Source organism: Nonomuraea sp. MTCD27 (assembly GCF_041950495.1).
Taxonomy (GTDB): Bacteria; Actinomycetota; Actinomycetes; order Streptosporangiales; family Streptosporangiaceae; genus Nonomuraea.
The window spans coordinates 70,757-94,610 of record NZ_JBGNUW010000016.1 but is presented as its reverse complement, the minus strand read 5'-3'; the positions used below and the strand labels follow the sequence as shown (position 1 = coordinate 94,610).

The 23,854-nt window shown below is 70.5% G+C and carries 21 protein-coding genes; 3 read left to right on the top strand and 18 right to left on the bottom strand.

The features are described from left to right. The first annotated feature begins 21 nt into the window (after positions 1-21). Positions 22-993 (top strand): helix-turn-helix domain-containing protein, encoded by a 972-nt coding sequence (locus tag ACBJ59_RS39245; RefSeq protein WP_375115205.1) that lies wholly within the window; start codon positions 22-24, stop codon positions 991-993. Here ACBJ59_RS39245 and ACBJ59_RS39240 read toward each other — a convergent pair. Beyond that, positions 983-2,068: a methyltransferase gene (locus ACBJ59_RS39240; RefSeq protein WP_375115204.1), complete on the bottom strand. Its 1,086-nt coding sequence runs from the start codon at positions 2,066-2,068 to the stop codon at positions 983-985. The two genes, ACBJ59_RS39245 and ACBJ59_RS39240, sit on opposite strands and share 11 nt — an antisense overlap. 89 nt (positions 2,069-2,157) lie before the next feature. On the opposite strand from ACBJ59_RS39240, the gene ACBJ59_RS39235 reads away from it, so the two are divergent. Further along, positions 2,158-2,904, top strand: a complete 747-nt coding sequence (locus ACBJ59_RS39235; RefSeq protein WP_375115203.1) for a DUF2071 domain-containing protein — start codon at positions 2,158-2,160, stop codon at positions 2,902-2,904. A gap of 67 nt (positions 2,905-2,971) precedes the next feature. Here the strand turns inward: ACBJ59_RS39235 and ACBJ59_RS39230 are convergent, their stop codons facing one another. The 5 genes from ACBJ59_RS39230 to ACBJ59_RS39210 form a co-directional block, all read right to left on the bottom strand. Beyond that, on the bottom strand, positions 2,972-4,495 hold the full coding sequence (locus tag ACBJ59_RS39230; RefSeq protein WP_375115202.1) for an acyl-CoA carboxylase subunit beta: 1,524 nt from the start codon (positions 4,493-4,495) through the stop codon (positions 2,972-2,974). Positions 4,496-4,550: 55 nt separating this feature from the next. Further along, complete coding sequence (locus tag ACBJ59_RS39225) at positions 4,551-6,056, bottom strand: FAD-binding oxidoreductase (RefSeq protein WP_375115201.1); 1,506 nt, start codon at positions 6,054-6,056, stop codon at positions 4,551-4,553. Between the two features lie 22 nt (positions 6,057-6,078). Continuing rightward, complete coding sequence (locus tag ACBJ59_RS39220) at positions 6,079-6,471, bottom strand: DUF3224 domain-containing protein (protein ID WP_375115200.1); 393 nt, start codon at positions 6,469-6,471, stop codon at positions 6,079-6,081. A gap of 36 nt (positions 6,472-6,507) precedes the next feature. Then, entirely contained in the window at positions 6,508-7,290 is a 783-nt protein-coding gene (locus ACBJ59_RS39215) for an LLM class flavin-dependent oxidoreductase (RefSeq protein WP_375115199.1), read from the bottom strand. A gap of 91 nt (positions 7,291-7,381) precedes the next feature. Further along, positions 7,382-8,590, bottom strand: coding sequence for an FAD-binding protein (locus ACBJ59_RS39210; RefSeq protein WP_375115198.1), 1,209 nt, complete (start codon positions 8,588-8,590; stop codon positions 7,382-7,384). 80 nt (positions 8,591-8,670) lie between these two features. On the opposite strand from ACBJ59_RS39210, the gene ACBJ59_RS39205 reads away from it, so the two are divergent. Further along, complete coding sequence (locus tag ACBJ59_RS39205; protein WP_375115197.1) at positions 8,671-9,018, top strand: PLD nuclease N-terminal domain-containing protein; 348 nt, start codon at positions 8,671-8,673, stop codon at positions 9,016-9,018. On the opposite strand, the gene araA is transcribed toward ACBJ59_RS39205, so the two are convergent. From araA to ACBJ59_RS39145, 12 genes are all read right to left on the bottom strand, one after another. Then, complete coding sequence (gene araA / locus ACBJ59_RS39200; protein WP_375115196.1) at positions 9,015-10,481, bottom strand: L-arabinose isomerase; 1,467 nt, start codon at positions 10,479-10,481, stop codon at positions 9,015-9,017. The two genes, ACBJ59_RS39205 and araA, sit on opposite strands and share 4 nt — an antisense overlap. Next, positions 10,478-11,131, bottom strand: a complete 654-nt coding sequence (locus tag ACBJ59_RS39195) for an L-ribulose-5-phosphate 4-epimerase (RefSeq protein ID WP_375115195.1) — start codon at positions 11,129-11,131, stop codon at positions 10,478-10,480. Before ACBJ59_RS39195 ends, araA begins: the two co-directional genes overlap by 4 nt. Further along, on the bottom strand, positions 11,131-12,750 hold the full coding sequence (gene araB, locus ACBJ59_RS39190) for a ribulokinase (protein ID WP_375115386.1): 1,620 nt from the start codon (positions 12,748-12,750) through the stop codon (positions 11,131-11,133). The genes ACBJ59_RS39195 and araB overlap by 1 nt, the downstream gene beginning before the upstream one ends. Positions 12,751-12,820: 70 nt before the next feature. After that, positions 12,821-13,834: a LacI family DNA-binding transcriptional regulator gene (locus ACBJ59_RS39185; RefSeq protein WP_375115194.1), complete on the bottom strand. Its 1,014-nt coding sequence runs from the start codon at positions 13,832-13,834 to the stop codon at positions 12,821-12,823. Between the two features lie 33 nt (positions 13,835-13,867). Beyond that, positions 13,868-15,127: a multiple monosaccharide ABC transporter permease gene (gene mmsB, locus ACBJ59_RS39180; RefSeq protein WP_375115193.1), complete on the bottom strand. Its 1,260-nt coding sequence runs from the start codon at positions 15,125-15,127 to the stop codon at positions 13,868-13,870. A 76-nt stretch (positions 15,128-15,203) separates the two neighbouring features. Beyond that, entirely contained in the window at positions 15,204-16,733 is a 1,530-nt protein-coding gene (gene mmsA, locus ACBJ59_RS39175) for a multiple monosaccharide ABC transporter ATP-binding protein (protein WP_375115192.1), read from the bottom strand. 57 nt (positions 16,734-16,790) lie between these two features. Beyond that, a complete protein-coding gene (chvE, locus tag ACBJ59_RS39170; RefSeq protein ID WP_375115191.1) occupies positions 16,791-17,909 on the bottom strand; it encodes a multiple monosaccharide ABC transporter substrate-binding protein in 1,119 nt (372 codons plus the stop codon). Between the two features lie 192 nt (positions 17,910-18,101). Then, positions 18,102-19,085 (bottom strand): galactofuranose ABC transporter, permease protein YjfF, encoded by a 984-nt coding sequence (yjfF, locus tag ACBJ59_RS39165; RefSeq protein ID WP_375115190.1) that lies wholly within the window; start codon positions 19,083-19,085, stop codon positions 18,102-18,104. After that, entirely contained in the window at positions 19,082-20,095 is a 1,014-nt protein-coding gene (locus tag ACBJ59_RS39160; protein ID WP_375115189.1) for an ABC transporter permease, read from the bottom strand. The genes yjfF and ACBJ59_RS39160 overlap by 4 nt, the downstream gene beginning before the upstream one ends. Beyond that, the gene (locus ACBJ59_RS39155) at positions 20,092-21,603 is read right to left on the bottom strand and encodes a sugar ABC transporter ATP-binding protein (RefSeq protein ID WP_375115188.1); all 1,512 of its coding nucleotides are present in this window, start codon (positions 21,601-21,603) and stop codon (positions 20,092-20,094) included. Before ACBJ59_RS39155 ends, ACBJ59_RS39160 begins: the two co-directional genes overlap by 4 nt. Before the next feature lie 162 nt (positions 21,604-21,765). Then, positions 21,766-22,764 (bottom strand): ABC transporter substrate-binding protein, encoded by a 999-nt coding sequence (locus ACBJ59_RS39150; protein ID WP_375115187.1) that lies wholly within the window; start codon positions 22,762-22,764, stop codon positions 21,766-21,768. A gap of 73 nt (positions 22,765-22,837) precedes the next feature. Then, a complete protein-coding gene (locus ACBJ59_RS39145; RefSeq protein WP_364113415.1) occupies positions 22,838-23,818 on the bottom strand; it encodes a LacI family DNA-binding transcriptional regulator in 981 nt (326 codons plus the stop codon). Positions 23,819-23,854 lie beyond the last annotated feature (36 nt).

Genomic DNA, 23,854 nt, shown 5'->3' with positions numbered 1-23,854 from the left:
AGCTGCGGCTAACATGCGGGCATGCTGTTGCCATCGCCGACCAGGCCACACCGGATGGCCGTGCTCGCGTTCGACGGCATGGCGCCGTTCGAGCTCGGCTGCGTGGTGGAGATCTTCGGGCTGCCCCGCCCCGAGCTGGAGCCGCCCTGGTACGACCTCAAGGTGTGCGCGGAGACGCCGGAGCCGCTCCGGGTCGTGGGCGGGTTCACCATGCGGGCGGACCACGGGCTCGACGTGCTGGCCGGGGCGGACACGGTGATCGTGCCCGGCGTGGCGGACGTGCGGGGACCCGTCTCCGGCCCGCTCGTGTCCGCGCTGCGGGAGGCGCACGGGCGCGGCGCGCGCATGGTCTCGATCTGCTCGGGCGCGTTCGCGCTGGCGGCCGCCGGGCTGCTGGACGGCCGCGCGGCGACCACCCACTGGAAGTACGCCGAGCTGCTCCAGGAGCGCCACCCCGAGATCCGGGTCAACCCCTCGGTCCTGTACGTGGACGACGGCGACGTGCTGACCAGCGCGGGCAGCGCGGCGGGGCTCGACCTGCTGATCCACCTCGTACGCCGCGACCACGGCCCCGGCGTGGCCAACACCGTGGCCCGCCGCCTGGTCGTCCCGCCGCACCGGGAGGGCGGCCAGGCGCAGTTCATCGAGGCCGCGGTCACGCCGGTGGAGGACGACGACGCGGTGGCCAGGGCCATGGCGTGGGCCCTCGACCACCTGACGGACCCGATCACCGTCGCCGGCCTGGCCGGGGTCGCGCACATGTCGGAGCGCACGTTCATCAGGCACTTCAAGCGGCAGACCGGGACGAGCCCGCTGCGGTGGGTGATCTCGCAGCGGGTGGCCGCCAGCCTGCCGATGCTGGAGTCGACGGCGGCGCCGGTGGAGGAGATCGGGGCGGCGGTCGGGTTCGAGAGCCCGGTGACGTTCCGGCACCACTTCACCCGCGCCATGCGTACGTCACCGTCGGCCTACCGCAAGGCGTTCAGCGCCTGAGCCGCCACAGCGAGGTCACCTCGGCGGCGCGGGCCGCGTGCAGCGGGTCGTCCGCGTCGCGCGGCCGGCGGTGGCGGGGCGCGACGTCCATCCGGGCGGCCACCCGCAGCCCGGCCCGCTCGAACGCCTCCAGCAGCTCGGCCCTGGTGCGCAGCCCGAGATGCTCGGCCAGGTCGGACAGGATCAGCCAGCCCTCGCCCGCCGGCTCCAGGTGCTCGGCCAGCCCGCCCAGGAAACCGCCCAGCATCCGCCCGCCCGGATCGTAGACGGCGTGGTCGAGCGGCGAGGACGGCTTGGCGGGCAGCCACGGCGGGTTGCAGACGACCAGGGGCGCCCGCCCCGGCGGGAACAGGTCGGTCCGCACGACCTCCACCTGGTCGTCCAGGCCGAGGCGGGCGACGTTGTCACCGGCGCACTCGACGGCCCGGCGGTCGAGGTCGGTGGCCACGACGTGCCGGACACCGCGTCTGGCCAGCACGGCGGCCAGCACACCGGTGCCGGTGCCGACGTCGAAGGCCAGCCGGTCGTCCGGCAGCGGCGCCTCGGCGACCAGATCGACGTATTCGCCGCGAATCGGGGAGAACACGCCGTGGTGCGGGTGGATGCGGGCGCCGAGCGCCGGGACGTGCACGCCCTTCTCGCGCCACTCGTGCGCGCCGATCAGGCCGAGCAGCTCGCGGAGCTGGCCGACCGCGGGCGGGGCGTCGGGCCCGTAGACCTCCGCGCAGGCCGGCCGCACGTCCGGCGCCCGGCGCAGCGGCACCACGTGGCCCTCGGCGTAGGGGATGAGCAGCATGCCGAGCGTGCGGGCGCGCTGGGAGCGGGCCTGGCGGTAGCGGTAGAAGTCGCTGTCCGGGGCGGCCGGCTTGCAGCGCCGGGCCATGGCGTCGAGGAGCTGGCGGGCGTTGTGGAAGTCGCCGCGCCACAGCAGCGCGGTGCCCTCGCAGGCCAGGCGGTAGGCGGTGGCGGCGCTCATCCGGTCGTCGGCGACGATGACGCGCCCTGGCGGCGGCACGTCCAGCGCCGAACGCCAGATCGCCGATCGTTCCTGCCCTGCCTCGGTCCACCGGATCATCAGAACCCGACCGTTTCACAGGCCACACCCTCGCGGCCACCACTTTTACGCTACAGCGCCGACCGTTCCCGGGGCATACGGTGTGAACCATGACGTTCGCCGGGACCCCTCGCCCGCGCCCGCGCTGGTACCACGCTCGGACGGACCTGGACGACTTCGCCATCGTCAGCTACCGGGTGGACGCCGACGCCCTGGCCAGGCACCTGCCCCGGGGGTTCGCCCCGATGAAGGCGGACTTCGGGGACGGTCCCGGCGCCCTGGTCTCCGCCGTCGCCTTCACCGACCGGGACTTCCACTTCCGCTTCCTGCCGCAGGTGGGCATCGACTGCGGGCAGATCAACTACCGGGCGTACGTCACCGCGTACGGCCGGCCGGGCGTCTGGTTCTTCGGCACCGCGCTCGACCACCCGGTGGTCGCGATCCCGCGCCACCTGTGGGGCATGCCGTGGCACCGCGACCGCATCAGGATCGAGGCGGACTGGGCCGCCACGCCGGCCGGCTGGCGGCTGCGCGCCGGGCACGCCAGCTGCGAGGCGACCGAACTGCCCGAGCCGCGCGGCCGCCTCGACGGCTTCGCGGGCGAGCCCGACTGGCTGGAGCGGCTCACCCATCCCACCCTGGGCTGGTACCGGCGCAGGGGAGGGCGGGTGGGCACGTACAGCATCTGGCACCCGGTGATGCGCCCGCGCCACCTCGCCGCCACGTCCGCGCGGTTCCCCGTCTTCGAGCGTCTCGGGCTGATCACCCCGGACACGGTGCCGCACTCGGTGCTGGCCCAGCCGCGCCTGAGCTTCGACATCCACACCCCGCCCCGCCGCTTCCGCCCGGGCGCCTGAGGCCCGCCGATCAGAGGCGGGCGGTGGGGTTCGGGCGCCCGGGAGTCGAGGTCCATGGTCAGGGAGGTCAGGGGCGGGCTGCGGGGTTCGGGCCGGGGTCCAGGACCGCGTAGGCGTCGTGGACCCACTCCGTCAGGGCGGGGCGGGTGTGCGCCGGGTCGATGATGTCCTCCACCAGGAACGCCTCCGCCGTCCTGAACGGCGACCTGACCGCCTCCAGCCGCCCGGCGATCTCGGCCTTCAGCGCGGCCGCCTCCGGGCCCGCCTCGGCCAGCATCCGCTTGAAGGCCACCTCCAGCCCGCCCTCGATCGGCAGCGACCCCCAGTCGCCGGAGGGCCAGGCCACGCGCAGGCTGTAGCGGTCGTGGGGCCGGTGGGCGGCGCCCGCCACGCCGAAGACCCGCCGGACCAGGACCGAGGCCCACGGGACCGTCGACTGGTAGACGGCCGCCAGGGCGCGGGCGCCCCGCCGGATCGTGCCCGCCCGCTCCGCCGCCGTGCCGATCACGAAGCCGGGCTGGTCGACCAGGTGGACGACCGGCAGGTGGAAGGTCTCCGCCAGGTCGACGAAGCGGGCCATCTTGTCGGAGCCCTGGGCCGTGAGGCCGCCGCCGTACACGTTCGGGTCCGAGGCCAGGACCGCCACCGGGTGCCCGTCCAGGCGGGCCAGGGCGGTGATCACGGAGGGGGCGAAGCGCCGGCCCAGCTCCATGACGGTGCCCGTGTCGAAGACCAGGCCCAGGATCGCGCGCATGTCGTAGGGGCGGCGGCGGTCCCGGGGCACGATGTCGCGCAGCTCGGGCGAGACCCGGTCCGGGGCGTCGTCGGGCGTGCCGACCGGAGGTGGCTGCCAGGCGCTCTGGGGCAGGTACGACAGCACCCGCGCGGTCAGCTCGAACGCCTCCGGCTCCGAATCCGCCACCAGGTCGACCGTGCCGGCCGCCGACACCGTACGCCAGCCGCCGAGCTCCTCCTTGCCCACGCTCTCCCCCATCCCCGCCTCCACCACGGCCGGGCCCGCGATGAACACCTGCGAGAGCTCCTTGACCATGATCGAGACGTGGGACGTGACCAGCCGGGCCGCGCCCAGCCCGGCGACGGGGCCCAGGGCGAGCGCGACCACCGGGACCCGGCCCAGGTTGGCCACCACCTGGTCCCAGCCGGGGTTCGCCGGCACGTACGTGCGCCCGTACTCCTCCATCTGCTTGACGCTGCCCCCGCCGCCCGTGCCGTCGATCAGCCGGACGAGCGGCACCCGCATCTCGCCCGCCATGCGCTCGGCCAGGACCTGCTTCTCGTGGATGGCGGCGTCGGCGGCCCCGCCGCGTACGGTGAAGTCGTCCCCCGCCACGACGACGCGGCGCCCGGCCAGCCGGGCCCGCCCGATGATGACGTTGGACGGCGTGAACCCGTCGGCGTTCGCGTGACCGGTGAGCGCCCCGACCTCCTGCCAGCTGTCGGTGAGGGCCGCCAGCCGCTCCCGGACGGTCAGGCGGCCCGTCGCGTGCTGGCGGGCGACCCGTTCCTCGCCTCCCATGCGCTCGGCCTGCTCCCTGCGGCGCCGCAGTTCGGCGAGTTCGGGGTCCCACACGACGCGCTCCTCCCGTTACATACCGGCTGGTCGGCACATTACTGGAAAGAACGGATCAGATCAGCACCCCCGGATTGAGGATCCCCCGGGGATCCAGGGCGGCCTTGGCGGCCTTGAGCGCGAGGGCGAACGGGTCGGGCCGCTGCCGGTCGTAGAAGGGGCGGTGGTCGCGGCCCACGGCGTGGTGATGGGTGATCGTCCCGCCCATGCGCAGGACGGTCTCGGAGACGCGGCGCTTGAGGTCGTCCCACTGCTCCAGCTCGGCGCCCTTCTCGGCGGGCACGACGATCGTGTAGTACGGCGCGGGCCCGTCCGGGTAGGCGAAGGCCAGGCGGCACGTCGTGGTCCCGGCCTCCCCTTCCGCCATGACGGCCTCGTGCAGGGCCGGGAAGCGGTCCCAGGTGACGGCCGTCTCGACGGTCTCGGCGATCACGCCCAGGCCCGGGTAGGCGTTGCGCAGGTAGGGCATGCGGGTGAACGCGCCCTTCCACGCGACGTCCTGGCGGGCCTCGCCGGCGGCTCCTCCGTGCCAGGAGACGATCTCCAGGGCCCGCGACACCCACGCGTCCACGGGATGGTCGGCCGACTCGAAGCCGAGGATGAGCACGGCCTGCCGCCCGTCGCCGCCGGAGGTCAGCGCGGCCTCCCGGGCGTCCAGCAGGCGGCAGTTGGCGGGGTGCAGGCCCGACTGCGCCAGGTCGTGCACGGCCATCACCCCGGCCTCCCACTCCGCGAACCGCACCGGCAGCGAGACCTTGTGCTGCGGGCGCCGGTGGACGCGCACCCAGGCGCGGGTGATCACGCCCAGGGCGCCCTCCGAGCCGAGCAGCCAGCGGTCCGGCGACGGCCCCGCGCCGGAGCCCGGCACCCGGCGCGACTCCCACACGCCGGCGGGGGTGCTGGCCCGGATCGACTCGACGAGGTCGTCGATGTGGGTGTGCAGGGTGGCGAAGTGCCCGCCGGCCCGGGTCGCGATCCAGCCGCCGAGCGTGGAGAACTCGTACGACTGCGGGAAGAAGCGCAGTTGCAGCCCGTCGGGCAGCCCGGCGTTGATCCCGGGCCCCGTCGCGCCGGCCTCCACGAGGGCCGCCTGCGAGGTCTCGTCCACCTCCAGGACGCGGTTCATGCGGCCGAGGTCCAGGCACAGGGACGGGCCGTCGAAGCGGGCCTCGACGCCGCCCACGACGCTCGTGCCGCCGCCCCTGGGCACCACCGGCACGCCCCGGTCGGAGGCCCACTCCAGGACCTGCGCGACCTCGTCCTCGTTCCGGGGCAGCGCCACCAGGTCGGGGGCGTTGGCGAAGTCGCCCCGGTAGGCGCGGATCAGGTCGCGGTAGGCCTGCCCGTAGGTGCGCACGGCCCGCTCGTACGGGTCGTCCGTGCAGAACGGCAGCGGCGGCACGGGGAGCCCGGACCTGGGCACCAGCGCCGGGGAGAACGGCACGGGCGGCTCCCACGAGGCCGGTTCGCCCAGCCCCGTGTGCTCGCTGAACAAGCGGGCGATCTCCCGCAGTTCGGGCTCGCCAGGTTCGGGCCCCCACGCCCAGTGACTTGTCGGCATGGCACGATTGTCGCGCCGAACTTCAGAATGTGTAGTCGAAGGTGTACGAGTGGGTGCCGTCGGCGGCGACGGCGATGCCGATCTCGCCCCGGAGGCCGCGCAACTCCCCCGTCGCCGAGTCCGGGACGACTCTGACCCGCAGCGACTGCTCGCCCTTGTCGCTCACCGCGTCATGCTGCACGACGAAGCTGCCCGCCCGCCCGTCGAGGGTCGCCTCGACGCGCTCCAGGGCCACGTAGGACCGCGAGGTCTCCACCGGGGTGGTGGCCACCGTCATGGTGACGACGCTGGTGCCGGTCAGGTCGCCGTACCAGGTCTTGTCCAGGGTCACGAGCCCGAGGGTGACGCCGTCGCGGTCGTCGAAGGGCGGTTGGGGAGTCCAGTTGGCGGTGTCGAAGGTTCCCTTGGCGGTCATGGGGACGATCGTGGCAGCCGTACCTGTCAGGTTGCGTCAGGTACCGGCGAGCCTTTCCACGACCGGCGCGAAGGCGTCCATGAACTGGGCGTTCACCGACACGTAGGAGACCCCGAGGCGGTCCCTGCGCCGCAGCAGCGTGTCGGCCATCTCCTGGGGCGTGCCCGTGAGGATGCCGGTGCCGGTGCGGCCGAAGCGCTCCAGGGCCCACGGCGGGGGCTCCGCCCCGGCGCACGCCAGGTTCATGCCCAGCTCCAGGGCGTGGAAGCGGTCGCCGGCCAGCTCGTACAGTTCGTCCAGCTTGGCCGCCACCTGCTCCTCGGTGTAGTGCGGGGGCACGCCGAGCGCGACCGTGTCGGCCTTCATGGCGGCCAGGCGCAGCAGCTTCGTGCCGGCCGCGGCCACCAGGACCCGCACGTCCTCGACGGCGTCGATGGTCTGCGCGAGCCGCTCGATGCGCTGCCCCGGCGTGCCGAACCTGACCCCGAGCGTGGCCGCGTCGCGCTCGGCGTCCGGCCGCCCGGCCCCCAGGCCCAGCTCGAACCGGCCGCCGGTGAGCTTGTGCAGCGTGGCCGTCTCCCACGCCACGGCCTGCGGCGTCCGGTTGGGGGCGCTCAGGACGTACGTGCCGACGCGCAGGGTCGTCGTGGCCGTGGCGGCGACGGCGGCGGCCGTGAACGGCGACAGCGTGCCCAGCGTGTCGGGCACCAGCAGGGTCGAGTAGCCGAGGCTCTCCGCCCGGCGGGCCAGGCCGGCCCACGCGCCGGCGTCGGGGGCTTGTCCGGCGACCGTGCCGAACCTGAACGGGTGATCGGTCATGCCCCCAACGATGTCCGACGCGCGGGCCCGGCACATCGTCCCCCGGACCGGTGGACCACTACGTCCGGGGGCGCAAGCCCTCAGGGGCGCGCTACTCCCCCAGCAGTATCCGCGTGAAGTCGCTGGAGAACTTGCCCTCGGGGTCGAGCCGCCCCACCAGCGAGCGGAACCGCTCGGGGCACCGGGGCCACCGGGTGAACAGCTTGCCCCAGTGCGGCCGCGGGTCGAACGGCGCCAGCGTCTCCTCCACCAGCTCCAGCACCGGCGTCACCGCGGCGACGTCCTTCACCCAGGTGAAGTGGATGCCCACGCTGTCGCGGCCATGGAAGGGGCTGAGCCACAGGTCGTCGGCGGCCACCGAGCGGACCTCGGAGATCTGCAGGACCGGCCGGATGCGGTCGCCGATCGCGAACAGCTCGCGCAGCGCCTTGACCGCGTGCTCCCTGGGCAGCAGCAGCTCCGACTGCAGCTCGTCGCCGGCGCCGCTGGGCGGGAAGTCGGGGCGGAAGTGCGGGAGCCGCTCGTGCCAGGGGCCGGGGACGCCCATCTGCACCGTGCAGCTGTCGGCGGGCATGGTGGGCAGGGGGTGGCGGGGGGCGTCGGCGGGGGTGGTGCCGTACCAGTCGGGGCCGGTCAGCTCCTCCGCGCGCTTGAGCCAGACGCGGGTGTCGCGGTAGTCGGTGAAGAGGCTGACGCTGTAGCCGCTCGACATGATCGCGTCGAAGTCGCCGAGCGCGTCCGCCGGCAGGCCCTCGCGGACGTACTGGCGCAGCTCGAACGCGGGCACGAGGTCGAGCGTCAGCGAGGCGACGACGCCGAGGGCGCCGATCGAGACCACCGCGCCGGGGAAGTCGGCGTCCCCGCGCGAGAGCGACAGCAGCGAGCCGTCGGCGGTGACGAGGTCGATCCCGGACACGGCGGCGGCCAGGCTCGCCACGCCGTCGCCGGAGCCGTGCGTGCCCGTGGCGACCGAGCCGGCCACGGAGATGTGCGGCAGCGAGGCCATGTTCGCCAGCGCGAACCCGGCCTCGTGCAGCAGCGGCGCGAGCCGCGCGTACGTCATGCGCGCGCCCACCCGCACCTTGGCCGCCGCGCTGTCGATCTCCACCAGGTCCGGCATCCGGTCCAGCACCACGAGATCGCCGGTGGTGTCGGCGACGTGGTTGAAGGAGTGTCCGCTGCCCAGTGCCCGCACCCGGGCACTGGCCGCGACGAGCCGCTGGAGCTCGTCGAGCGAGGTCGGATGATGGACATTGCTTGCCTGGAATGTGGTGTTTCCAGCCCAATTGGTCAGCGTCACGGCCTTACCTTCCCACAGCGACGCCTTGTCAGCCCGCGCGGGTACCGCTAGTTTCAGGTGCCGCTGACCGGAGGTGTGCCGTGCTCTACTTGTCCCAGGTTCTCGGCCTGGTCACGCTCGCTCTCTGGCTCTACTGCGTCTTCGATGTGATCACCACGCCCGACCCGCTCTGCCGGAACCTGCCGAAGATCGGCTGGGTGCTGATCGTGCTGCTGTTCCCGCTGATCGGGTCGATCGCCTGGCTGGTGGCGGGCCGGCCCGAGCGCACCCAGGCCGTCACGCGGCCCAGCGCCTTCCCCGAATACGACCGTCCCGGCCGCTTCGCCGCCACCAGTCCCGACGACGACGAGGAGTTCCTGCGCCGCTGCCGCGAGCGCGCCGAGGAGCAGCGCAGGAACGCCCCCGAGAAACCTCGGGACGAGAGTTAGAAGCCCTGGGCCAGGCGGTAGTACGCCTGGTTCCAGCGCAGCTCCTTGGTGAACCGCTCGGTCGTGGTGTCGGCGTCGATGACCACCAGCTCCACGCCCAGCACGTCGGCCAGGTCGGTCAGCTCCTCGCGGCCGACGGCCGTGGACAGCACCGTGTGGTGCGGCGCGCCGGCGGTGAGCCACGACTCGGTGGAGGTGCGCAGGTTCGGCCGCGGGCTCCAGACCGCGCGGGCCACCGGCAGCTTGGGCAGCGGCTCGGGCGGCGACACGATGTCGATCTCGTTGGCGACGAGGCGGAACCGGTCGCCCATGTCGGCCAGGCCGACCACGATGCCGGGGCCGGGCTCGGCGTCGAACACGAGCCTGACCGGGTCCTCGCGGCCGCCGATGCTCAGCGGGTGGATCTCGCACGACGGCGTGCCGGCCGCGATGGACGGGCAGACCTCCAGCATGTGCGCGCCCAGGATGAGCTCCTGGCCGGGCGTCAGGTGGTAGGTGTAGTCCTCCATGAAGGAGGTGCCGCCGGGCGTCCCCTTGTCAGCCATGGCCTTCAGGGTGCGCAGGAGGACCGAGGTCTTCCAGTCGCCCTCGCCGCCGAAGCCGTACCCGTCGGCCATGAGCCGCTGCACGGCCAGGCCGGGGAGCTGGCGCAGGCCGCCGAGGTCCTCGAAGTTCGTGGTGAACGCCTTGAAGCCGCCCGCCTCCAGGAAGCTCCGCAGGCCCAGCTCGATCCGGGCCGCGTAGCGCAGCGAGTCGTGGCGCTCGCCGAGCAGCTCGGGGGCCACGGTGTACTGCTCGGCGTACTCCTTGACCAGCGCCGTCACGTCGGCGTCGGGGACGGCGTCCACGACCTCGACCAGGTCGTTGACGCCGTAGGTGTTCACCGAGACGCCGAAGCGGAGCTGCGCCTCGACCTTGTCGCCCTCGGTGACCGCCACGTCGCGCATGTTGTCGCCGAAGCGGGCCAGCTTGAGCGTGCGCACCTCGGCCAGACCCTTGGCGGCCCGCACCCAGGTCAGGATGCGCTCGCCCACGGACGGGTCGGAGACGTGCCCGGCCACGGTCTTGCGCGGCACGCCGAGCCGGGTCTGGATGTGCCCGAACTCGCGGTCGCCGTGCGCGGCCTGGTTGAGGTTCATGAAGTCCATGTCGATGGAGCTCCACGGCAGCTCCACATTGGCCTGCGTGTGCAGGTGGAGCAGCGGCTTGCGCAGCGCGTCGAGCCCGGCGATCCACATCTTGGCCGGGGAGAACGTGTGCATCCACGCGATCACGCCGGCGCACTCGTCGTCGGCGTTGGCCTCGAGCATCACCCGCCGGATGGCCGCGGCGTCGGTCAGGACGGGCTTCCACTCCACCGGCATGGGGAGCTGCTCGGCGATCCGCTGGGACTGCTCCGCCACCTGGCGCAGCGTGTCCTCGCCGTACAGTCCCTGGCTGCCGGTCAGAAACCAGATGTTCAACGCGGGCTCCTCTGTCCGTAGACGTTCTGATAGCGGTCGTACAGGCGGTCGATGTCGTCCTGCGCGATGGGCAGCGGGTCGCCGAGCTGGCGGGCCACGTGCACCGTACGCGCGACGTCCTCGCACATCACGGCGGCCTTCACCGCGGCCTTGGCGTCCTTGCCGATGCTGAACACGCCGTGGTTCCGCATCAGGACCGCCTTGGAGCGGTGACCCTTGAGCGTCTCGACGATGCCCTGGCCGATCGAGTCGTCGCCGATGAGGGCGAACGGCCCGATCGGGATCTCGCCGCCGAACTCGTCGGCCATCGCGGTCAGCACGCACGGGATGGCCTCGCCGCGGGCGGCCCAGGCGGAGGCGTAGGTGGAGTGGGTGTGCACGACGCCGCCGACCTCGGGCATGTTGCGGTAGACGTACGCGTGCGCGGCCGTGTCGCTGGACGGCGAGTGCTCGCCCTCCACCAGGTTGCCGTCGAGGTCGCACACGACCATGTTCTCCGGCGTCAGCTCGTCGTAGGAGACCCCGGAGGGCTTGATGACGAACAGGTCCTCGCCCGGGATCCGGCCGGAGACGTTACCGGCCGTCCAGACCACCAGGTTGTAGCGGACCAGCTCGGCGTGCAGGTCAGCGACGATCTTCCTCGTGTCCATCAAGCCTGTGCCTCGTTCCTGATCGCGCGCAGCGTGTGCAACATCCGTCCGTCCCCGAAGAAGTCGTGGAGCCTGCGGTACTCGGCGTAGAGCCGGTCGTAGGCGTCGGCGCGGGCCGCGTCGGGCACGTACGCGTTCTCGGCGCGCTTGCCCATGGCCGCGGCCGCCTCCTCGATCGAGGGGTAGGACCCGGCGGCGACGGCCGCGTGGATGGCCGAGCCGAGCGCGGGCCCCTGGTCGGAGCCGATGACCGAGAGCGGGCGGCGCAGCACGTCGGCGTAGACCTGCATGAGGAAGGGGTTCTTCAGCAGGCCGCCGGCGACCACGAACTCCTCGACCGGCACGCCCGACTTCTCGAACGTCTCCACGATCATGCGGGCGCCGTACGCGGTGGACTCGATGAGGGCCCGGTAGACGTCCTCGGGCCTGGTGGCCAGGGTCTGGCCGACGATCACCCCGGAGAGGTTGTGGTCGACCAGCACCGAGCGGTTGCCGCCGAACCAGTCGAGCGCGACCAGTCCGTGCTGGCCCACGGCCTGCTTCTCGGCCAGCGCCGTGAGCTGCTCGTGCCCGTCGGTGCCGAAGTTGTCCACGTACCAGGCGAAGATGTCGCCGACGGCCGACTGGCCGGCCTCGTAGCCCCACAGGCCGGGCACGATGCCGTCCTGGACCACGCCGCACATCCCCGGCACCTCGGCGAGCTGGTCGCTGGGCATGATGTGGCAGGTGGAGGTGCCCATGATGGCCACCATCTGGCCGGGCCGGACGGCGTCCGCGGCGGCGGCCGTGACGTGCGCGTCCACGTTGCCGACGGCCACGGCGACGCCCTCGGGGATGCCGGTCCACTCGGCGGCCCGGGCCGTCACCCGCCCGGCGAGGCCGCCCAGCGGGGCCAGCTTGACGCCGTTGACGTCGTCGCCGACCGCACCGGTGGCGAGCTTGCCGACGAATCCGGCGAAGCCCGGGTTGAGCTCGGCGAGGTATTCCGCCGACGGGTAGCTCCCGTCCTGGAAGACGCCCTTGTACCCGACCGTGCAGATGTTGCGGCTCTCGACGCCGGTGAGCTGCCAGATGATCCAGTCGGCGGCCTCGATCCAGCGCTCGGCCCTGGCGTAGACCTCGGGGGCCTCCTCCAGGACCTGCAACCCCTTGGCGAACTCCCACTCGGAGGAGATCTTGCCGCCGTAGCGCGGCAGCCAGCTCTCGCCCCGGCGCGCGGCCGTCTCGTTGATCCGGTCGGCGTGCGGCTGGGCGGCGTGGTGCTTCCACAGCTTGGGCCAGGCGTGCGGCTCGGCGGGCGTCTCGAAGCAGAGCGGGGTGCCGTCGGCCGTGGTGGGCAGGACGGTGCAGGCGGTGAAGTCGGTGCCGATGCCGACGATCTCCTCGGGGCGCACGCCCGCGGCGGCGATCGCCTGGGGCACGGCGACCTTCAGCACGTCGATCCAGTCCTGCGGCGACTGCAGGGCCCAGTCGGGGCCGAGCCGCACGTCCGTGCCGGGAAGAGTGTGCTCGATGACGCGGTTGGCGTACTCGTGGACGGCGCTGCCCAGCTCGGCGCCGTCGCTCACACGTACGACGACGGCACGCCCTGAGAGCGTGCCGAAGTCCACTCCGACCACGTATTTGTTAGCGTTCACATTGAACTCCAGGGAGTTTCCGGGGGCATGCCAATCATCTACCTGACAGCATCTACCTAACTGGGGCCGTGCTGGCCCTGACGACGAAGCTGGGCCGGACGACCAGGCGCTCGTACGCGGTGGGTCCCACGTCGATCTGCCGCAGCAGCACCTCGATGCAGTGCCGGCCCACCACGTCGAAATCCTGCCTGACCGTCGTGAGCGGCGGCGAGAAGAACTCCGACTCGGGGATGTCGTCGAAGCCGACCACGCTGATCTGGCCGGGAACCCGCACCCCCATCTCCGACAGGGCGCGCAGCACGCCGAGCGCCATCTGGTCGTTGGCCGCGAAGACGGCCGTGACGCCGTCCATCGCGGCCAGGCTCTTGCCCGCTTCGTAACCGGCGCGCGGGCTCCAGTCGCCGGCCAGCGGCTCGGGCACCGGCCGGCCGGCCTCCTCCAGCGCGGCCCGCCAGCCGTCGACCCGGCCCTGGGTCTCCAGCCAGTCGGCCGGGCCGCTGACGTGCCAGACCGTCTCGTGGCCCTGGTCGAGCAGGTGCCGGGTGGCGAGCTTGGCGCCCTCCACCTGGTCGATGCACACCACCGAGACGTCGGCGCTGTGCGTGCCCTCGACCGCCACCGCCGGCAGGCCGGTCGGCAGGTTCTCCAGGGCCCGCGCGGCCGAGCGCTGCGGCGCCACCACGACCACCCCGTCAACGCCCTGCTCGGCGAGGTAGTCGATGGCGTCGCCCACGCTGGCCGCGTCGATCGACTTGAGGCTGACGATGCTGACGAAGTAGCCGGCGGTCCTGGCCGCCTGCTCGATGCCGTAGATGGTGCTGGCCGGACCGTACAGCGTGGTGTCGAAGCTGACCACGCCGAGGGTCCTCGAGCGCTTGGTGACCAGGGCGCGGGCGACCAGGTTGCGGCGGTAGCCCAGCCGGGTGATCGCCTCCTCCACCCGGGCGCGGGTGTCGGCCCGGACGTTCGGGTGGTCGTTGAGCACCCGGGAGACCGTCTGATGCGACACGCCCGCCTCCTTGGCCACGTCGGCCATGACCGGCATGCGGCGTCTGGGCGTCGTCACGGTCTCTCCTTTCGCTGGGCTCCGGGGATCTTACTAGCGCGAAGCTCCCGCCCTGCGCTTCGTCCACACGTCGAACGCCACGGCGGCGAGCAGGACGGCGCCCTTGACGAGCATGACCCGCTCACTGGGCGAGCCGATCAGGGACATGCCGTTGTTGATGACCGCCATGATCAGACCGCCGGTGATGGCGCCGACGACCTTGCCGACGCCGCCCTGCACCGCCGCGCCACCGATGAAGGCCGCGGCGATGGCGTCCAGCTCGAAGCTGTTGCCCGCCGTCGGACCCGCCTGGTTGAGCCGGCCGGCGAAGATGATGCCGGCGATGGCCGACAGCACGCCCATGTTCACGAAGATCCAGAAGACCACCGACTTGACCTTCACGCCGGACATGACGGCCGCCTGGAGGTTGCCGCCGATGGCGTAGATCTGCCGGCCGAAGACCGTGCGGTTGGCCATCATCGAGTACGCCAGCACGAGGATCGCCAGCAGCACCAGCACCCACGGCAGGTTCTTGAACCGGGCGAGCTGGATGACCAGGAAGAGGATCAGCGCGGCACCGGCCAGCATCTTCAGCACGAACAGCGCCATGGGCTCGACCGACTGGCCGTAACCCTGGCGGGCGTTCCTGGTGCGCCACTGGGAGGTGAACATGCCGACGATCGCGACGACGCCGATCAGCAGGCTGAACAGGTCGGCGCCGCCGAGCGGGCCGAGGCCGATGTTGCCGAGATAGCCGTCGGTGAAGCCGTTGGCCAGCGTACGGACCTGGTCCGGGAACGGGCCGATGCCCTGGTTGCCGAGCACGGTCAGCGTCAGCGCCCGGAACAGCAGCATGCCGGCCAGCGTCACGATGAAGGCCGGGATCCCGAAGTACGCGATCCAGTACCCCTGCCAGGCCCCGATGAGGGCGCCCGCCACCAGCGTGGCCAGCAGGGCCAGCGGCCATGGCCAGCCCATGTTGACCATGAGCACCGCCGCCAGCGCTCCCGTGACCGCCACCACCGAGCCGACCGACAGGTCGATGTGCCCGGCGATGATGATCAGGATCATCCCGATCGCGAGGATCAGGACGTAGGAGTTCTGGACGATGATGTTCGAGATGTTCTGCGGCTGCAGCATGGCGCCGTCGGTCAGCACCGTGAACAACACGACGATCGCCGCGAACGCGATGTAGATACCGCTCGATCGCAGGTTGAGCGAAATTCCGCCGAGCGACACCCGGCCCGGCTGCCGTGGCGCTCCCCCGTCGCCCTTGGCGCCGACCTCCACGTCGGCAGGCGTGACGCTGCTCATGCGCCCGCCTTCGTCAGGCGCATGAGCAGCGTCTGGCTGTGTTTGATAGTTCGCTCGCTTCGCTCGCTCATCAGAGCTACTCCTGTCCCTTGGTCATGAGGTGCATGAGGCTTTCCTGGGTGGCCTCCTGGCGGGGAACCTCGCCGGTGATGCGACCTTCGGAGAGTGTGTAGATGCGGTCGCACAGGCCAAGCAGCTCAGGCAACTCACTTGAGATCACCAGCACGGCCTTGCCCTGGTCAGCGAGGTGGTTGATGATCGTGTAGATCTCGTACTTGGCACCGACGTCGATGCCGCGGGTCGGCTCGTCGAGGATGAGCACGTCCGGCTCGGTCATGATCCACTTGGACAGCACGACCTTCTGCTGGTTGCCGCCGCTCAGCTTGCCCACGACGCTGTTGACGCTGGGCGCCTTGATGTTCATGCTCTTGTGGAACTCTTCGGCGACCCGGTATTCCTCGTTCTCGTTGACCCAGCCGCGCTTGGCCAGGCCCTTGAGCCCGGCCGCGCTGATGTTGCGCTTGATGTCCTCGATGAGGTTGAGCCCGTAGCGCTTGCGGTCCTCGGAGGCGTAGGCGATGCCGTGCCTGATCGCGTCCTGCACGTGGCGGATCTCGATCGGCTTGCCGTCCTTGAAGATCTTGCCGGAGATGTGCACGCCGTACGCCCGCCCGAACACGCTCATCGCCAGTTCGGTGCGCCCGGCGCCCATCAGGCCCGCGAGCCCGACGATCTCCCCCCGGCGCAGCGTCAGCGATGCCCCGTCGACGACCTTGCGGTCCGGCTGGCTGGGACTGTAGACCGTCCAGTCCTCGATCCGCAGCGCCTCCTCGCCGACCGTCGGCTCGTGCGGCGGGAAGCGGTTGTCGAGGGCGCGGCCGACCATGCCGGAGATGATGCGGTCCTCCGTCACGTGGTCGCTGGCCATGTCGAGCGTCTCGATCGTCCGGCCGTCACGGATGATCGTGACGGAGTCGGCGATCGCGATCACCTCGTTCAGCTTGTGGGAGATGATCACGCACGTGATGCCCGCGTCCCGCAGCCCGCGCAGCAGGTCCAGCAGGTGAGCGGAGTCGTCGTCGTTGAGCGCCGCGGTGGGCTCGTCGAGGATGAGGAGCTTCACCTCTTTCGACAGCGCCTTGGCGATCTCCACGAGCTGCTGCTTGCCGACGCCGATGTCGGAGATCGGCGTGGTCGGGTTCTCGCGCAGGCCGACCCGCTTCATCAGCTCGGCGGCCTCGTAGTTGGTGCGGTTCCAGTCGATGATCCCGCGTTTGGCGCGCTCGTTGCCGAGGAAGATGTTCTCCGCGATCGACAGCTGAGGGCTCAGCGCCAGCTCCTGGTGGATGATGACGATGCCGGCGTGCTCGCTGTCGCGGATGCTGCCGAACTCGCATCTCTGACCCTCGAAGAAGATCTCGCCCTCGTAGTCGCCGTGCGGGTAGACCCCGGACAGCACCTTCATCAGCGTCGACTTGCCGGCGCCGTTCTCGCCGCAGATGGCGTGGATCTCGCCCTGCCGGACCGACAGGTTGACGTCCTGCAGCGCCTTGACACCGGGGAACGTCTTGGTGATCCCGCTCATCCGCAAGATGTGCTCGGTCATATGCCCCTCGCTCAGGGAGAGCCCCGGGGACGCGGTGGCATCCCCGGGGGCAGGCCCTTACTTGAGCTGGTCCTCGGTGTAGTAGTTGCCGCCGATGATGACTTCCTTGTAGTTGGACTTGTCGACGATCACCGGGTCGAGCAGGTACGAAGGAACGACCTTGTTGCCGTTGTCGTAGTCCTTGGTGTTGTTCACCTCGGGCTGGGCGCCCTTGAGCACGGAGTCGGCCATCTTCACCGTCTGCTCGGCGAGCTTGCGGGTGTCCTTGAAGATGGTCGAGTACTGCTCGTCAGCGATGATCGACTTGACCGAGGCGAGCTCGGCGTCCTGGCCGGTCACGATCGGGTAGGGCTGGCCGCTGGTGCCGTAGCCGGAGCTCTTCAGCGCCGACAGGATGCCGATGGACAGGCCGTCGTACGGCGACAGCACGCCGTCGACCTTGGTGCCACCGGTGTAGGACTTGGTGAGGAGGTCCTCCATGCGCTTCTGCGCGGTGGCGGGGTCCCAGCGGAGGATGGCGGCGGTCTTGAAGTCGGTCTGGCCGCTCACGACCTTCAGGGTGCCGTCGTCGAGCTTCGGCTTCAGCACCGACATCGCGCCCTCCCAGAAGAAGGTGGCGTTGTTGTCGTCGGGCGAGCCGCCGAACAGCTCGACGTTGAACGGGCCCTTCTTGCCGTCCTCGACGCCGAGGCCCTTCAGCAGCGAGGTCGCCTGCTGCACGCCGACCTTGAAGTTGTCGAAGGTGGCGTAGTAGTCGACGTTCGGGCTGTTGCGGATCAGCCGGTCGTAGGCGATGACCGGGATCTTCGCGTCAGCGGCCTGCTGGAGCTGGGAGGTGATCGCGGTGCCGTCGATCGAGGCCACGATCAGGAGCTTGGCGCCCTTGGTGATCTGGTTCTCGATCTGGTTGGCCTGCGTGGGGATGTCGTTCTCGGCGTACTGCAGGTCGACCTTGTAGCCGAGCTTCTCGAGCTGCTGCTTGACGTTGTCACCGTCGTGGATCCAGCGCTCGGAGGACTTGGTGGGCATGGTGACGCCGATCATGGCGCCCGCGTTGCCGGCAGCCGCGGAGGTGGAGGCCTCCTGGTCGACTGTCTTCGTGCTCGACCCACAAGCCGTCATGGTCGCGGCGAGAGCGATGGCGGACACCACGCCCCCGATTCGTCCCAACCTCATGTGCATCCCTTTCCATGGGGGTCGCGGCAGCGCTGGACGCGGCGACTGCCGGTTAAGCGAGGGATTCAGTCACAGAACGTGACGAATCAGAACAAAGTTCGCATTCGTTTCCGCCGATTGTTATCGCTAACAAAGCTTATGTCAACGGTAGGACATAACCTGACGGAAACTTTCAGGTAACTTCTATGCAGGTCAGCGGCGTGACCGAGCCGAGAATAGCCGCTGCAGCAGGATGAAGACGAAGAGCAACATTCCGATGAAGATCTTGGTCCACCACGAGGAGAGCGTCCCTTCGAAACTGATGATCGTCTGGATCAGTCCGAGCACGAGCACGCCGAGCACGGTCCCCAGCAGGAAACCGCTACCGCCGGTCAACAGCGTGCCGCCGATGACGACCGCCGCGATCGCGTCCAGCTCCATGCTCAGCGCGTGCAGGCCGTAGCCCGAGAGCATGTAGAACGACAGGAGCACCCCGCCCAGCGCCGAGCAGAACCCGCTGACGGTGTAGACGGTGATCTTCGTCCGGCCCACGGGCAACCCCATCAGCAGCGCCGACTGCTCGCTGCCGCCCGTCGCGTAGACCGAGCGGCCGAAGCGGGTGTAGTGCAGCACGTACGCCGCCACCCCCACGACCAGCACCGCGATGATCACGCTCGGCGAGATCCACAGGTCGGCGAACAGGTCGATCCGGGTCTGCGCGAACGCCGTGAACGTCGGGTCGTCGATCGGGATCGAGTCCGTGCCGATCGTGTAGCACAGCCCCCGCGCCAGGAACATCCCCGCCAGCGTCACGATGAACGGCTGGATGTCGAAGGCGTGCACGATGTACCCCATCACCAGCCCCAGCCCGGACCCGATGGCCAGCACCAGCGGCACCACCAGGTACGGCGGCCACCCCGGCCCCTCCATGAGGCTCGCCGAGATCATCGTGGACAGCGCCACCACCGACCCCACCGACAGGTCGATGCCCCCGGTGAGGATCACGAACGTCATCCCCACCGCCACCACCAGCAGGAAGGCGTTGTCGATGAAGACGTTCAGGATCACCTGCCCGCTGGCGAACCCCTCATAGCGGATCCCGCCCACCAGGAACATGGCCAGGAACAGGCACCCGGTCACCAGAACCGGCAGGTACTTGGCAGGGACGGTGGTCCTGCCGATCGTCATGGTGGTCATGCGGTCACCCGCACCTTCTCCTCGGGGGCGGGACTGGGCGGGGCCGTGCGCCCTTTCCGGCGGAACACCTTCGCGCGGAAGGACGGGGACTGGATGAGGCAGACGACCGTCACGACCAGCGCCTTGAACAGCAGCGTGGTCTCCGGCGGCACCCCGATCGAGTAGATCGTCGTGGTCAGGGTCTGGATGATGAGCGCGCCCAGCACGGTCCCGCCGAGCGAGAACCGGCCGCCGGCCAGCGACGTGCCGCCGATCACCACGGCCAGGATCGCGTCCAGCTCGATCCACAGGCCGGCGTTGTTGCCGTCGGCGCTGGAGACGTTCGAGCTGATCATCAGTCCGGCCACACCCGCGCACAGGCCGGCGAACGCGTACACCATGATGATGATCCCGCGCGCCCTGATGCCCGCCAGCCTGCTGGCCTCCGCGTTGCCGCCGACCGACTCGATCAGCATGCCCAGCGCCAGCCGCCTGGTCAGGAACACGGTGATCGCCAGCACGGCGATGACGATGAGGATGCCGAACGGCACGGTCAGCCAGTAACCGCCGCCGATCACCTTGTACGCCGGGCTGTTGACGGTGATGATCTGGCCGTCGGTGATGAGCTGGGCCAGGCCGCGCCCGGCCACCATCAGGATGAGGGTGGCGATGATCGGCTGGATCCCGATGCCCGCGACCAGGAACCCGTTCCAGGCCCCCAGCGCCAGGCACAGCCCGAGCGCCAGCGCCACGGCGGTGAACACGCTCGCGTCCTGGCTGATCTGCAGGCAGGCCAGCGCGCCCGAGATCGCCACCACCGAGCCCACCGACAGGTCGATGCCGCCGGTGGCGATGACCAGCGTCATGCCCAGCGAGACCAGGATCAGCGGCGCGCCGAAGCGCAGGATGTCGATCAGGCTGCCGTACAGGTGGCCGTCCCTGACCTGGATCGAGAAGAAGCTGGGGGTGAAGAACACGTTCAGCGCCAGCAGCAGGGCCAGCACCACCAGCGGCCACAACAGCCGTCTCATGAGGCTCGCCCTCCGCTCGCGATCGTCTCCAGCAGCACGTCTGTCGTGAGCGCCTCGTCGTTGGGCAGCTCGGCCACCAGCCGCCGGTCGCGCAGCACCTCGACCTTGTGGCTGAGCCGCAGCACCTCCTCCAGCTCGGCGGAGATGAACAGCACCGCCATCCCGCCGTCCGACAGCTCCGCGACCAGGCGCTGGATCTCGGTCTTCGCGCCCACGTCGATGCCCCGGGTGGGCTCGTCCAGGATGAGCAGCCGGGGCTCCAGGATCAGCCACCTGGCCAGCACGACCTTCTGCTGGTTGCCGCCGCTGAGGTTGCGGACGAGGTGCTCGGGGTTGGGCGGGCTGATCTTCAGGGCCTTGACGTACCTGTCGACCAGCTCGTCCTGCTGCTCGCGCGGCACCGGCCTGGTCCAGCCCCTGGTGGCCTGGAGGGCGAGGATGATGTTCTCGCGCACGGTGAGGTCCGGGATGAGGCCGTCGGCCTTGCGGTTCTCCGAGCAGAACGCGATCTTGTGGTTCATCGCCGCGCGGGGCGTGCGTAACGACGACGGCGACCCGCCGATCGCGAGCTCGCCCGTGCTCGCGTGGTCGGCGCCGAACAACAACCGGGCGATCTCCGTACGGCCGGAGCCGAGCAGCCCCGCCAGGCCCACGACCTCGCCCTCGTGGATGGTGACGCTGAACGGCTCGATCGCCCCGGTGCGGCCCAGCTCGCGCGCCTCCACCAGCGGGCGGTCGAAGACCTTGGCCTCACCGTGCAGGCGCTCCAGCGCGGCCAGCTCCTGCCCGATCATCTTCGCGACCAGCTCGACCTGCGGGAGCTCCCTCGTCAGGTAGTCACCGACGAGCCGCCCGTTCCGCAGAATCGTCATACGATCCGAAATTTCGTAGATCTGGTCGAGAAAGTGTGAGACGAAGAGGATGGCGATGCCCTCCTCCTTCAGCCGCCGCATCACCCTGAAGAGCTGCGCGACCTCGTCCGCGTCCAGGCTGGAGGTGGGCTCGTCGAGGATCAGCACCCTGGCGTCCACGTCGATCGCCCGCGCGATCGCCACCATCTGCTGGATCGCCAGCGAGTACGACGACAGCGGCGCCGACACGTCCAGGCTCAGCTCCAGCCGCGCCAGCAGCTCACCGGCCCTGGCCCGCATGCGCTTCCAGTCGATGCGCCCCCGGCGGCGCGGCTCGCGGCCGAGCAGGATGTTCTCGGCCACCGAGAGGTTCGTGCAGAGGTTGACCTCCTGGTAGACCGTGCTGATCCCGGCCTGCTGGGCCTCCAGGGGGCTGCCGAACGCGACCGGCGCGCCGCCCAGCTCGATGGTGCCCGCGTCGGCGGGGTGGACGCCGGTGAGCACCTTGATCAGGGTGGACTTGCCCGCGCCGTTCTCTCCCATGAGCGCGTGCACCTCACCGGGGAGCAGCCGCAGGTCCACGCCGTCCAGGGCCTTCACCCCCGGAAACTGTTTGCCGATCCCGCTCATCGTCAGGACCGGCGCGGGTACGGCCATCAGCCATTCCCCTTTCGCATCGCGATGGCGGCCCGGGCTGTTCCCCGGACCGCCTCCCTCGTCCATACGCCCCTGCCACCCCTCCGTCCACCCGCCCGAGGGACCCCGGTCCCGCACGGCCGGGGTCCCTTCCGGAATGACGGATCGGAGGACGGCCCGGGCTCAGTACTGGCGGGTGGACAGGGCCTGCTTGGCCTGCTCCTGGGTGAACGTGGTCTCCTCGGTCACCACGCGCGCCGGCACCTGCTCACCCTTGACGACCTTCTTGGCCAGGTCCATCAGCTGCGGGCCGAGCAGCGGCGAGCACTCGACGATGAAGTTGATCTTCCCGTCGGCCAGCGCCTGCATGCCGTCCTTGACCGCGTCGACAGTGATGATCTTGATGTCCTTGCCGGGCACCTTGCCCGCGCCCTCGATCGCCTCGATCGCGCCCAGGCCCATGTCGTCGTTGTGCGCGTACAGCACGTCGATGTCCGGGGTGGACTTCAGGAAGGCCTCCATGACCTCCTTGCCCTTGGCCCTGGTGAAGTCACCCGTTTGCGAGGCGACGACCTTGAACTTCGCGTCCGTCCCGATGACCTCGGCGAAGCCCGCCTTGCGGTCGTTGGCCGGCGCCGAGCCCGTCGTGCCCTGCAGCTCGACGATGTTCACCGTGTCCTTGGTGTCCTTGTACTCCTCCACCAGCCACTGCCCGGCCTTCTTGCCCTCCTCGATGAAGTCGGAGCCCAGGAAGGTCTTGTAGAGGGTCGTGTCCTTGGAGTCCACGGCGCGGTCGGTCAGGATGACCGGGATCTTCGCGTTCTGGGCCTCCTTGAGCACCGTGTCCCAGCCCGACTCCACCACCGGCGAGAAGGCGATGATGTCCACCTTCTGCTGGATGTAGGAGCGGATGGCCTTGATCTGGTTCTCCTGCTTCTGCTGGGCGTCGGAGAACTTGAGCGTGATGCCCGCGTTCTTCGCCGAGTCCTGCACGGACTTGGTGTTGGCCGTCCGCCAGCCGCTCTCCGCGCCCACCTGGGAGAAGCCCATGGTGATCGCATCGCTGCCACTGCCGCTGGCCGTACCGCTACCACCGCTGGCACCACTGCCACCGCTGCCGCAGGACGCCACCGACATCGCGGTGAGCCCGGCGAGCACCAACGCCGAGATCCTCTTTAACACGTGGGGGGTTCCCTTCTGATGTGAACGCTAACAACCCTGGTCGGGTGCCAGCGCGCCCTGCCTTCCGGTACGGCTAGGCCCGGGCCGTACTGACCCTGGCGACGAACGTCGGCGGCACCACGAGCCGCTCACGCTCCTGGAGTCCGCCTTCGAGCTGCCGTACGAGCACCTCGATGCTGTGTCTGCCCACCGCGTCGAAGTCCTGCCTGATGGTCGTGAGCGGCGGCGAGAAGAACTCCGACTCGGGGATGTCGTCGAAACCGACGACGCTCACCTGCTCGGGCACTCTCACCCCCTGCTCGGTGAACGCCCGCAGCACGCCGAGCGCCATCTGGTCGTTGGCGACGAAGACCGCGGTGACGTTCCTCATGCTCGCCAGGCTGCGGCCCGCCTCGTACCCCGAGCGCGGGCTCCAGTCCCCGGCGAGCGGTCGCGGGGCCTCGCGGCCCGCCTGCTCCAGCGCGGCCCGCCACCCGGCCACGCGCCCTTCGGCCTCCAGCCAGTCGGAGGGGCCGCTGACGTGCCACACCGTCTCGTGGCCCAGCGACAGCAGGTGCTCGGTGGCGAGCCTGCCTCCCGCGACCTGGTCGACGCACACCACGGACACGTCGCCCGCCTCGCCGCCCTCGACGGCGACGGTGGGGACGCCGAGCGGCAGGTCGGCCAGGGCCCGGGCGGCCGAGCGCTGCGGCGCGACCACGACGATGCCGTCCACGCCCTGGTCGGCCAGATAGTCCAGGGCATCGCGCACGCCGGCCTTGTCGATCGACTTGAGGCTGACGATGCTGACGAAGTAGCCGGCCGCCCTGGCCGCCTGCTCGATGCCGTAGACGGTGCTGGCCGGACCGTACAGCGTGGTGTCGAAGCTGACCACTCCGAGCGTTCTGGAGTGCTTGGTGACGAGTGCGCGGGCGACGAGGTTGCGGCGGTAGCCGAGCTTGTCGATCGCTTCGAGCACCCGTGTCCGGGTCTCGCTGCGCACGTTCGGATGATCGTTGAGCACGCGGGAGACAGTCTGATGCGACACGCCGGCCTCCTTGGCCACATCGGCCATGACCGGCAGGCGACGCCCCAGGGTGGATCCCACAGC